Source organism: Granulicatella sp. zg-ZJ (assembly GCF_010892355.1).
Lineage (GTDB): Bacteria > Bacillota > Bacilli > Lactobacillales > Aerococcaceae > WM01.
Genome location: NZ_WNJY01000011.1, coordinates 1 through 13,304 on the forward strand (window position 1 = coordinate 1; position 13,304 = coordinate 13,304).

Annotated in this window: 6 protein-coding genes; all 6 read left to right on the forward strand. The window is 39.7% G+C overall.

What is annotated here, in order from left to right; translation table 11 throughout:
- Positions 1-466: 466 nt before the first annotated feature.
- The 6 genes from GMA11_RS04435 to ulaG all read left to right on the forward strand — a co-directional run bounded on the left by GMA11_RS04435 (position 467) and on the right by ulaG (position 13,286).
- Positions 467-8,671, forward strand: a complete 8,205-nt coding sequence (locus GMA11_RS04435; protein WP_163546016.1) for a YPDG domain-containing protein — start codon at positions 467-469, stop codon at positions 8,669-8,671.
- Entirely contained in the window at positions 8,658-8,840 is a 183-nt protein-coding gene (locus GMA11_RS04440) for a hypothetical protein (RefSeq protein ID WP_163546017.1), read from the forward strand. Before GMA11_RS04435 ends, GMA11_RS04440 begins: the two co-directional genes overlap by 14 nt.
- Before the next feature lie 180 nt (positions 8,841-9,020).
- Positions 9,021-9,917 (forward strand): deoxyribonuclease IV, encoded by an 897-nt coding sequence (locus GMA11_RS04445; RefSeq protein ID WP_163546018.1) that lies wholly within the window; start codon positions 9,021-9,023, stop codon positions 9,915-9,917.
- A 10-nt stretch (positions 9,918-9,927) separates the two neighbouring features.
- Positions 9,928-10,383, forward strand: coding sequence for a Fur family transcriptional regulator (locus tag GMA11_RS04450; RefSeq protein WP_163546019.1), 456 nt, complete (start codon positions 9,928-9,930; stop codon positions 10,381-10,383).
- Between the two features lie 33 nt (positions 10,384-10,416).
- On the forward strand, positions 10,417-12,069 hold the full coding sequence (locus tag GMA11_RS04455) for a PRD domain-containing protein (RefSeq protein WP_163546020.1): 1,653 nt from the start codon (positions 10,417-10,419) through the stop codon (positions 12,067-12,069).
- Between the two features lie 125 nt (positions 12,070-12,194).
- Complete coding sequence (ulaG, locus tag GMA11_RS04460) at positions 12,195-13,286, forward strand: L-ascorbate 6-phosphate lactonase (protein ID WP_163546021.1); 1,092 nt, start codon at positions 12,195-12,197, stop codon at positions 13,284-13,286.
- Positions 13,287-13,304: the final 18 nt, after the last annotated feature.

Sequence of the window (13,304 nt, forward strand, 5' to 3'; positions counted from 1 at the left end):
ACTCACGAGAGATAGCCATTTTTTACAATATAGTTCTTTATTTATCATTTTTAAATGTAAAATCCAACGTATTTTTCAAAACTGGAAAAATACGTTGGATTTTTTAGATATATTGTCAACAGTCTGAGCAACTAGAGAGCACGAAAGTGCTCTCTAGTTGCTTTTTTGTGCTCTTTGAAAAAGAGAAGAGTAGTTTTTAATATATTTTGCACAATAAACAAAAAAATCATGCAAAAAACTAGACTTTTTAGGACAAAGAAAATGTTGTGCTCTTAATAAAAAACATAAGAGAAATCAGTGAAAAAAACGTTTATAAATAAGGGTTTTGAGTTCCGTATAGGGATTATAGCACAATGTCCTAAAAAATCCTACTTTCTCGTACAAAAGAAATGGGGTATATAAAAAAACGTTAACTAAAGGGGTGTAGCGTTTTCCGTTTATGGTTTATAAAAGGGAGGATATACTATTGAAAAAACCAGATATATTTAAAAAAGTTAGTAAATTTAGCATTCGTAAATTTACTATCGGCACATTCTCAGTCATGATTGGAGCATCTTTTATTCTAACTCCAGGATTAGATGTTACAAACCAAATAAGTATTGTTTATGGGGAAGAAGTGGGTAATCCATACGGGAGATTTGCCGAGCACTATCCGGATGGGTCGTTTAAATTAGTTAGAGATAACAGAACATTAGCCGATGTTGATACACATGTGCGATATACACAATATATTTCGACAGATGAAAATGGAAAAAGACATGTTAAATGGGATATTCTTTTTAATACAGGGCATGAACATATGAATAGACCGATGCTATATTTTGTCGTACCAGCAGGTGTCAACGTGACAAGTGTTTCTAAATTTGAAAGACTAAGAGAAGATAGACCGTGGGAAAAACAATGGGAAGTATCACCTAAAGATTGGAAAACAAACACAAGATTTTTAGGGTCTAGAGAAGAGAATACATTTGACAAAGAATGGAACAGCAGGGTTACGTATGGAGGTGGTGATTTAGCAAGATTTTTAAATAATGAAGTTAATTTAAACGATAGTTCAGGAAACCCTTTATTAGATAACATATATATAAATTGGGAAAAAAACGATCATGATGATGCCTATCGAATGATTGTTGAAGGTGATATTGTATCGGAAGAAGACAATGACTTACCATTTGTTACTGGTATGATGTCAAGTTTTGCAGTTCTTAATAGTCGAAAACATAATTATGTTACAGGGAGTACTAGAGCTATTTCTGAACAAACTGTCACAGACACTTATGTTATCACGAATGAGCATCAAACGGTTGAAAATCGCACGCAGTCTGATGCTAAATACGGATTTGAAAAAACGAATGCGAATACATTTGTGTATAAATACAATGTGTTAGACGATATACCGTTGAATACGGATGATTTATTGAAAGAGTTGATTGCGACACCGAAAGAGCCAAACCAACGAACGTTAGAGGGGGTTGAAAAACGAAAAGCAGAAGAAAATCAAGACGGTTATTCTCTTGAAAACAATATCGTTTATAAAAAAGACAACTCTACGATTAAAGTTTTAGATGTGGTTGATCCAGTAAGTAAGCGTGGTAGTCAAAATATTACAATACCCAATGTCCCAATAACCAATGACAATCAGAGTGATACATTATCAATAGACAGTGCAACAAATAATAATCATGAAGCATTTGATATTAGTGTGGGAAATCATGATAAATTGGTGACTGATTCGTTAAAAAAATATCAAATTTATGCTAAAAATAGAAGTATTAGCAATTATACAGATTTAAATACAGATACAACGTCAAATGTGAATAATTTATTTACGGTAGGTGTCTTACCGTCACAAGCCGAGCAATATATTCCGCAAGTAAAACCAACAGTTGATGTTGATAAAGATACAGCGGTAACACCTAAAGAAATGATTGAACGTTTTAATAAGCAGTGGAGTCGTTCAGAAGATTTAGGTGTGGATACTACTGGTTTACGTTATGCTTGGAAAATAGAACCAAATACATCTGAAACAGGCTTAAAAGAGGGTGTTGTGACAATAACGTATCCAGACGGTTCAAGTGAAGATGTCCCTGTACATGTGAATGTGCGAGATACACAAGCACCAAGTGCTCCGACAGTAACACCCAATAATGACGGTAGTGTGACAGTAACCCCACCGAGTGATTTAGATACGAAGAAAGTAGACATTTCCTATATACCAGAAGATAGTGATACACCGGTGACAGTCACTGTGACAAAAGGTGAGGACGGACAATGGACGAGCAATAACCCGGATGTGCCAGTTGATGCGACGACAGGTGTGGTGACTATTCCAGCAGAGAAAGTAAAAGACGGTAGTCAAGTGAGTGCTACAGTAACAGATACATCAGGGAATGTGTCGACTACATCGAGTGGTACAGCAAAAAATAATCGGGTTATAGATAGTGACGGTGACGGTATATCAGATAAAGATGAAACCCGTTATGGTACAGACCCTAATAATCCAGATAGTGATGGCGATGGCGTGGTTGATAGTGATGAAATAGGTGAAGGTACAAATCCATTGCTTAAAGATAGTGACGGTGACGGATTAGAGGACGGTTATGAAATATCTATCAATACAAGTCCGTTAAAGGTTGATACAGACGGTGATGGCTTAACTGACCGTGATGAGTTAAGAACGTATCATACAGATCCAAGAATTAAAGATACAGATCATGATGGATTTGATGACGGCGTTGAGATACAAGAGGGAACGAATCCAAATGATAGAACATCTTTTCCGGATAGAGTATCCCCAAATGCTCCGAGAGTAACCCCAAACGACGACGGAAGCGTCACTGTAACGCCACCAAATGATGTTGATACGAAGACAGTTGAGATTACGTATACACCACAAGATAGCGATGACACAGTAACCGTGACGATCACTAAAGATGAGAACGGACAATGGATAAGTAGTGATCTAAATGTGAACGTTGATACAACAACAGGTGAGGTCACTATTCGAGCGGAGAACGTAAAAGACGATAGTACCGTGAGTGCTACGGCAACAGACAATGCAGGTAATGTGTCAAATATCACAAGTAGTACAGCGGGACATGATCCGGATACGATAGCTCCAAGTGATCCAATGGTGATACCAAATGATGACGGTAGTGTGACAGTAGCACCACCAAGTGATTCCGATACGGAGATAATCGAGGTTGCCTATACGTCACAAGGCAGTGATGACCCAGTGACAATGATTATTACTAGAGATCGTAACAGACGATGGATAGGTAGTAACCCGGAAGTGCTAATTGATGCGACGACAGGTGTGATGATCATTCCAGCAGAGAACGTAAAAGACGGTAGTACCGTAAGTGCCAAGGTAACAGACTATGCAGGTAATGTATCAAATACTGTAAGCGGTATAGCGGGAAATGATCCAGATACGACAGCTCCAAGTGCTCCGGTAGTGACACCGAACGACGACGGTAGTGTGACAGTAACACCACCAACTGATGTCGATACGAAGACAGTTGAGATTACATATACCCCACAAGGCAGTGACACCCCAGTAACCGTGACTATCACTAAAGGTGAGGACGGACAATGGACAAGCAGTAATCCAGATGTGCCAGTTGATGCCACAACAGGTGTGGTGACTATTCCAGCGGAGAAAGTAAAAGACGGTAGTACCGTGAGTGCCACGGCAACAGACAATGCTGGTAATGTATCAGATACCACAAGTGGAACAGCGAAAAATGATCCAGATACCAAAGCCCCAAATACCCCAATAGTGACCCCGAACGACGATGGCAGCGTCACGGCAACACCACCAAATGATGTCGATACGAAAACAGTCGAGATTACGTATACACCCCAAGGTAGTGACACCCCAGTAACCGTGACTATCACTAAAGATGAGAACGGACAATGGATAAGCAGTGATCCAAATGTGCCAGTTGATGCAACAACAGGTGTGGTAACTATTCCAGCAGAGAAAGTAAAAGACGGTAGTACTGTGAGTGCTACGGCAACAGATAATGCTGGTAATGTATCAGATACCGCAAGCGGTATAGCGAAAAATGATCCAGACAGTGACGGTGACGGTGTAACCGACAATGACGAAAAACACGACGGCACGAACCCAATGGCTCCAGACAGTGACAATGACGGTGTAAACGATGGAGATGAAAAACATGATGGTACAAACCCATTGGAACCAGACAGTGACGGTGACGGCGTGACCGATGGAGATGAGAAACACGATGGCACGAACCCATTGGTTCCAGATAGTGATGGCGATGGCGTGAGCGATGGAGATGAGAAACATGATGGTACGAATCCGTTAGTTCCAGATAGTGACGGCGATGGTGTCAATGATGGTGACGAAAAACAAGATGGCACGAACCCAATGGCTCCAGATAGTGATGGCGACGGCGTGAACGATAGCGATGAAAAACATGATGGTACGAATCCATTGGTTCCAGATAGTGACGGAGATGGCGTCAACGATGGTGACGAGAAACATGACGGTACAAACCCATTGGAACCAGATAGTGACGGTGATGGTGTAACCGATGGAGATGAAAAACATGATGGCACGAATCCGTTGGTTTCAGACAGTGATAATGATGGTGTCAACGATGGTGACGAAAAACATGATGGCACGAATCCGTTAGTTCCAGACAGTGACGGTGATGGCGTGAGCGATGGCGACGAGAAACACGATGGTACCAATCCGCTAGTTCCGGATAGTGACGGAGATGGCGTGAATGACGGCGACGAGAAACACGACGGCACGAACCTAATGGCTCCAGACAGTGACAATGACGGTGTAAACGATGGAGATGAAAAACATGATGGTACAAACCCATTGGAACCAGACAGTGACGGTGACGGCGTGACCGATGGAGATGAGAAACACGATGGCACGAACCCATTGGTTCCAGATAGTGATGGCGATGGCGTGAACGACGGTGATGAGAAACATGATGGTACCAATCCGTTAGTTCCGGATAGTGATAATGACGGTGTAAACGATGGAGATGAGAAACATGACGGTACCAATCCGTTGGTTCCAGACAGTGATGGCGATGGAGTGAACGATGGAGATGAAAAACATGACGGTACAAACCCAATGGTTCCAGATAGTGACGGTGATGGCGTCAACGATGGTGATGAAAAACACGATGGCACCAATCCGTTAGTTCCAGATAGTGATGGCGATGGTGTAACCGACAGCGACGAGAAACACGACGGCACGAATCCGTTAGTTCCAGATAGTGACGGAGATGGCGTCAACGATGGTGACGAAAAACATGACGGTACAAACCCATTGGTTCCAGATAGTGACAATGACGGTTTAGCTGATGGAGAAGAAAAACATGACGGCACGAATCCGTTGGGACCAGACAGTGACGGAGATGGTGTAAACGATGGAGATGAGAAACATGACGGTACGAATCCGTTGGTTCCAGACAGTGACGGCGATGGCGTCAACGATGGAGATGAAAAACAAGATGGTACGAATCCGTTGGTTCCAGACAGTGACGGCGATGGCGTCAACGATGGAGATGAAAAACATGATGGTACCAATCCGTTAGTTCTAGACAGTGACGGCGATGGCGTCAACGATGGAGATGAAAAACACGATGGCACGAATCCAATGGTTCCAGATAGTGACGGCGATGGTGTCAATGATGGTGATGAAAAACATGACGGCACAAATCCAAGGGTTCCGGACAGTGATGGTGATGGTGTAAACGATGGTGACGAGAAACACGACGGCACCAATCCGTTAGTTCCAGACAGTGACGGCGATGGCGTTAACGATGGTGACGAAAAACATGACGGTACGAATCCGTTAGTTCCGGATAGTGACAATGACGGTGTGAACGACGGCGATGAGAAACACGACGGTACCAATCCGTTAGTTCCGGATAGTGATAATGACGGCGTGAACGACGGTGATGAGAAACACGATGGTACCAATCCGCTAGTTCCGGATAGTGACGGCGATGGCGTCAATGATGGAGATGAAAAGCACGACGGCACCAATCCGTTAGTTCCAGACAGTGACGGTGATGGCATCAACGATGGTAATGAAAAACATGACGGTATAAACCCAATGGTTCCGGATAGTGACGGTGATGGCGTCAATGACGGCGACGAGAAACACGACGGCACCAATCCGTTAGTTCCGGATAGTGACGGCGATGGCGTCAATGATGGAGATGAAAAGCACGACGGCACCAATCCGTTAGTTCCAGACAGTGACGGTGATGGCATCAACGATGGTGATGAAAAACATGACGGTACGAATCCACTGGCTCCAGACAGTGATAATGATGGTGTCAACGATGGAGAAGAAAAACATGATGGTACGAATCCGTTAGTTCCGGATAGTGATAATGACGGCGTGACTGATGGCGATGAGAAACATGACGGTACAAACCCATTAGTTCCAGATAGTGACGGAGATGGCGTGAATGATGGAGAAGAAAAACATGATGGTACGAATCCATTGGAACCAGACAGTGACGGCGATGGTGTCAATGATGGAGATGAGAAACATGACGGTACAAACCCAATGGTTCCAGACAGTGACAATGATGGCGTAAACGATGGAGATGAAAAACATGATGGTACCAATCCGTTGGTTCCAGACAGTGACGGAGATGGCATCAACGATGGTGACGAAAAACATGACGGTACAAATCCGTTAGTTCCAGATAGTGATGGTGATGGCGTGAACGACGGAGATGAAAAACATGACGGTACAAACCCAATGGTTCCAGACAGTGACGGAGATGGCGTGAACGATGGAGATGAGAAACACGACGGCACCAATCCGTTGGTTCCAGACAGTGACGGAGATGGTGTCAATGATAGTGATGAAAAACACGATGGCACAAACCCAATGGCTCCAGACAGTGACGGTGATGGCATCAACGATGGAGATGAGAAACACGATGGCACAAACCCAATGGTTCCAGATAGTGACGGTGACGGTGTAACCGACGGAGAAGAAAAACACGATGGTACCAATCCGTTAGTTCCGGACAGTGATGGCGATGGTGTCAATGATGGAGATGAGAAACACGACGGCACGAACCCAATGGCTCCAGACAGTGACAATGACGGTGTAACCGACGGAGATGAAAAACATGACGGTACAAACCCAATGGTTCCAGACAGTGACGGTGATGGCGTGAACGATGGAGATGAGAAACACGATGGTACGAATCCATTGGTTCCAGATAGTGACAATGACGGTGTAAACGACGGCGACGAGAAACACGACGGCACGAATCCATTGGAACCAGATAGTGATGGTGACGGCGTGAACGACGGCGATGAGAAACGTGATGGTACCAATCCGTTGGAACCAGACAGTGACGGCGATGGTATCAATGATGGAGATGAAAAACATGACGGTACCAATCCGTTAGTTCCGGATAGTGATAATGATGGTGTGACCGACGGCGATGAAAAACATGACGGTACGAATTCACTGGCTCCAGACAGTGATAATGATGGTGTCAACGATGGAGAAGAAAAACATGATGGTACGAATCCGTTAGTTCCGGATAGTGATGGAGATGGTGTCAATGATGGTGATGAGAAACACGACGGTACGAATCCATTAGAACCAGACAGTGACGGTGATGGTGTAACCGATGGAGAAGAAAAACATGATGGTACCAATCCGTTAGTTCCAGATAGTGACGGCGATGGTGTAAATGATGGAGAAGAAAAACATGATGGTACCAATCCGTTAGTTCCAGATAGTGACGGCGATGGCGTGAACGATGGAGATGAAAAACACGACGGTACCAATCCGTTAGTTCCAGACAGTGATGGTGACGGAGTGACCGATGGCGATGAAAAACATGATGGTACAAACCCATTGGCTCCAGATAGTGATGGTGACGGCGTGAACGACGGAGATGAAAAACACGATGGTACCAATCCGCTAGTTCCAGACAGTGACGGCGATGGCGTGAACGACGGAGATGAAAAACACGATGGTACCAATCCGCTAGTTCCAGACAGTGACGGCGATGGCGTCAACGATGGTGATGAAAAACATGATGGTACCAATCCGTTAGTTCTAGACAGTGACGGCGATGGCGTATCTGATAAAGAGGAAAAAGAAAAAGGAAGTAATCCAAATGATGCGACATCTATACCGGTAATAAAACCATCTCCAAGTGTTCCGACAATATCAGATCAAACAACACCTGTATATGTTCCGAAAGTAGCAAAACCAGGTGAAGAAATAACGGTAATAAATGAGGGATCGTCATTACCTAAAGGTACGACTGTAGAAATAGGGGAACCAAGTTTAGAGGGCACAATAGTTCATGTTGATAAAAATGGGCGTATTACAGTCAAAGTACCAGATGAAACACCAGTAGGTACAATCATCAAGATACCAGTAACAATTACTTATCCAGATGGTTCATCAGATGGTGTATCAATAACAATCACTGTTACAAATACTAAAGGATATGATGCATCAAAATATAGCCAATTCGAATCAAAAGATCAAGCACAATCTCAAAATGAGGAAAAAATATTACCGCATACAGGGGAGAAATATTCAGATTTATCCTTATTAGGTGTTGCTCTTACTGTATTTGGAGTAGGATTGAAACGGAGACGTTATGACAAAAAATAATAAAAATAATTCTTTAGAAAATACGAAATGGATTGATTATACATGTAGCCGTACCTTTATATGTGCTAGATGTGGAGATAAAGTGACAACACGAGAAGGTGTTGTTGATAAACGTGTTAAATTTTGTAGTGCACTATGTCGTAGAAGATACTGGCGACATAAAAAATAATTGACATAAAGAATGTATTTATGATGACTAGCAAATAAATACTAGAAAGTCGGGCTAATCGTTTTGAGAGGATTAGCCCGACTTATTATGTTCGGAAATCGTTATTATATAAACAATCTGGATTGTTTTTGAAGTAATTTATGATATACTTTACTTAAAACTGATTTATGGAGGCAGAGTATGCTTTTATTAGGTTCTCATGTATCAATGAATGGAAAAGATATGTTATTGGGATCTGCAAAAGAAGCGCACATGTATGAGGCAACAACAATGATGATTTATACAGGTGCACCCCAAAATACACGTAGAAAACCTATTGAAGAATTAAATATAGATAAAGGTAAAGCAGCATTAGAGCAATTTGGTATTTCAAATATTGTGGTACATGCACCGTATATTATTAACTTAGGAAATACAATTAAAAACGATCATTTTGAATTTGCTGTTGAATTTTTAAGAGAAGAAATCAAGCGTGCGACAGCTCTAGGTGCAACGCAAATTACGATGCATCCAGGAGCACATGTAGGTGCCGGTTCACAAGTAGCTATTAGGCGTTTGATTGAAGGTTTAAATTTAGCCTTAGATAGTGATCAAGTGCCACAAATTGCTTTAGAAACAATGGCGGGTAAAGGTACTGAAATCGGTAGAAGTTTTGAGGAGCTAGCAGATATTATTTCAGGTGTGACACATAATCATAAATTGTCGGTGACATTAGATACATGCCATACACATGATGCAGGCTATAATATTAAAGATGATTTTGACGGTGTTTTAAACGAGTTTGATAAAGTTATAGGTTTAGATAAATTAAAAGTCATTCATGTGAATGATTCTAAAAATGTACGAGGTGCTAAAAAAGATAGACATGCTAATATAGGGTTTGGAGAAATTGGATTTGATGCGTTACATTATGTGGTGCATCATCCACAATTAGTCGCTTTACCTAAAATTTTAGAAACACCGTATGTTCAAGTTGGAGAGGATAAAAAAAATACACGTCCACCTTATAAACACGAAATTGCCATGTTACGAAGTGGACAATTTAATCCACATTTATTAGAGGAAATTGTGCAATAGGAGGTAACGCATGGAAGAAGTACAACGTGCCATAGCACTGATGAAAGCAAAAGGCTATAAAAACACGCCAAAGCGTCAAGCAATGTTAGAAGTAATTGCCAAAGCAGAGAGATTTATTACTGCTAAAGATGTTCAAGAAGCATTAAAAGATACTTACAAAGGGTTGAGTTATGATACGATTTATCGTAATTTATATACCTTTGTGGAGCAAGGTATTCTTGAATCGAGTGAAAGAAATGGAGAAAAGGTGTTCTTGATGCATTGTTCGACACATAAGCATCATCACCATTTCATTTGTGATCGCTGTGAAAAAATTACAGAAATTGAAATGTGCCCAATGGATTATTTTATGAATCAATTACCGGGATATGAAATTTCAGGACATCGCTTTGAAATAACAGGATTATGTCCAGAATGTGCAAAAAATAAATTGCCTAAATTAAAATTTGTTTTAAACGAAGTGTAATGGTGAGGTCGAACAAAAGAAAAGGGTGTACACATGGTATCTTATTTAGATGACAAAACATGTTTGTTGATCAATGAGTTACTGAAACAAAAAAATCCGATTTCTGTAACAGAATTGGCAAGACAATTAGGATTGTCTAGGCGAGTCGTTTATTATCATTTAGAGAAAATAAACGACGTTTTAGATGAACAACATTTGCCAAAAATAGTCAATAAACAAAAAATTGGCATTTTATTAACTGTTAAACAAAAACAATATATACAAACAGTATTGAAAACAAAAGATGTTAGCTATATTTTAAGTACAGAAGAACGTCAGTTATTATTGATGTTTTATATTGCAACAACACCGTCAAAAATTACCATTCAGCAACTGATGTCGATTTCTCAGTCATCACGCAATACAATTTTAAATGATTTAACATCTATTCGAGAATACTTACAAAATAGTATTCATGACATTTCGATGTCGGTCAATAAAAAAGATGGGTACCATTTTATTGCAAAAGGAAATGTTGCCATTGAATTTATGTATGCCTTATTTATTCAAATTTTCCAATCGAAAAATGAGATATTTATTAGCATGATAAAAGAGATGTTACACGGTAATGATATGTCGGAGTGTTTGTTGTCAGATGCGTTTAGAATACAGTTGTATCAGGCTATCAAGAAAATAGAAAAAGAAATCGGTAAAAACTTTATTGATAAAGACTTAAGACATATGGTGGATGTATATCCCTATTTGATATTGGGTTTAAAAAATGTGTCAAATCATCATATAGAAGAAAACCTAAAAGAAGTTTTTGTGAGATTAGAGTATCGTTTTGCTATGAAAGTCATGTTGGAAATGGAAAAAATATTTCATATCAATTTTTCTATTGCCGATATTTATGTTGCAGCATTGATGCTTTTATCAAGTAGAAAGGACTATGACAAGCATTTATTAAGTAAAGATTATCAACAATTATCGCAATATTTAGTATTATTTGTGGAAGCTTTTGAAAAACAAGCACGTATTGAATTGACATATAAAGAGGCATTATGCGAACGATTATTGGTACATTTTAAAGTGCTAATATACCGTAAAAAGTACAATGTTTTTACAAAAAATCCATTAAAAGATGATATTAAAAAGAAATATAAAGATTTATTTATTATTGTCAAAACATGTGTACCGTTATTAGAAGAAAAAATGAACATTCATTTAAACGATGATGATATTTCATATTTGACTGTTCATTTTGGTGGGGCTTTACAAAAGGAAAGAAAAAAAGTGCATTTATACCGAATGGTATTATTGACAGATGAAGGGGTAGGAATACAAGATTTACTAATCCGTCAGTGTAAAACATATATTTCTCAACTAGAACATGTTGCCACTGTTTCAAAAATAGAGGATATTCCTCAAGACGTATCCATTGATTTTATTGTAACAACGATTCATGATGTCGTCGTCGATAAACCATGTGTGTTAGTAAATCCTATTTTTCAAGTACAAGATATTATTCACTTGTTGCAAGTGAGTTCAGGATATAGATTATCAAACATGAATGAGTGTGTTGCTACACAACTTCATCAAGTATTAGCAAACTATATTCCAAATCAACAGCAACGAGAAAATGCTGTTATAGATATTCAAAATGTATTAGATAAAGAGTTAATGATTGATAAAGAAACACTTGATTAGTGCTCTTTGTTCATCATTTCCTAATCAGTCCAAATATGTACACTACTGTGTGCTTTATTTGGACTTTTTTATTATGTAAAAGGGAATATACTAAACTTATAGTAAAACATTTTGGAGGTATAAAAATGGGAAAAGCACATGAAATAACTCGTGAAAGTTGGATTTTAAGCACCTTTCCTGAATGGGGGACATGGTTAAATGAAGAAATAGAAAATGAGGTTGTGCCTGAAAATCAAGTAGCAATGTGGTGGTTAGGCTGCGTTGGTATTTGGATTAAAACACCAGCAGGAGCAAATATCTGTATGGATTTATGGTGTAGTCGTGGAAAAAATACAAAGAAAGTAAAAGATATGGTACGTGGGCATCAAATGGCTAATATGGCGGGGGTTCGTAAATTACAACCGAATTTAAGAGCACAGCCAATGGTATTAGATCCATTCGCTATAAATGAAGTGGACTTTATTTTGGCATCACATTATCATAGCGATCATATTGATGTGAATGTTGCAGCAGCTATTATCAATAATCCAAAATTAGACCATGTGAAGTTTGTAGGGCCGTGGCATTGTACACGCCTTTGGAAAGAGTGGGGTGTGCCAGAAGATAGATTGATTACAGTGAAACCGGGTGATACGGTTGAATTGAAAGATATAAAAATTCATGCACTGGATTCATTTGACCGTACATGCTTAGTCACACTACCAGTGGAAGGAGCTGAGGAACAAAACGGAGAGCTTGCAGGTCTTTGTCCGTCTGATGAAGAAATGGGGCGTAAAGCGGTGAATTATGTTTTTGAAACGCCAGGAGGTACGATTTATCATGGTGCAGATTCACATTATTCCATTCAATTTGCCAAACATGGTAAACAATTTGATATTGACGTGGCATTAAATAATTATGGTGAAAACCCAGTAGGGATTGCGGATAAGATGACATCTATTGATTTATTACGTATGGCTGAGTGCTTACGTACAAATGTTATCATTCCAGTACATCATGATATTTGGACAAACTTTATGGCAAGTACACAAGAAATTATTGATTTATGGCGCATGCGTAAAGATAGATTACAATATACTTTCCATCCATTCATTTGGGAGGTTGGTGGAAAATATGTTTATCCACGAGATAAAGATTTAATCGAATATCATCACCCAAGAGGATTTGATGATTGCTTTGAACAAGAGCCAAATATTCAATTTAAATCAATGTTATAAAAATAAATAAAAAGAAAG

Excerpts from the sequence above, each read along its gene's own strand:
- GMA11_RS04440 (WP_163546017.1), top strand. The coding sequence starts at position 8,658 with ATGACAAAAAATAATAAAAATAATTCTTTAGAAAATACGAAATGGATT.
- GMA11_RS04445 (WP_163546018.1), top strand. The coding sequence starts at position 9,021 with ATGCTTTTATTAGGTTCTCATGTATCAATGAATGGAAAAGATATGTTA.
- GMA11_RS04450 (WP_163546019.1), top strand. The coding sequence starts at position 9,928 with ATGGAAGAAGTACAACGTGCCATAGCACTGATGAAAGCAAAAGGCTAT.
- GMA11_RS04455 (WP_163546020.1), top strand. The coding sequence starts at position 10,417 with ATGGTATCTTATTTAGATGACAAAACATGTTTGTTGATCAATGAGTTA.
- ulaG (WP_163546021.1), top strand. The coding sequence starts at position 12,195 with ATGGGAAAAGCACATGAAATAACTCGTGAAAGTTGGATTTTAAGCACC.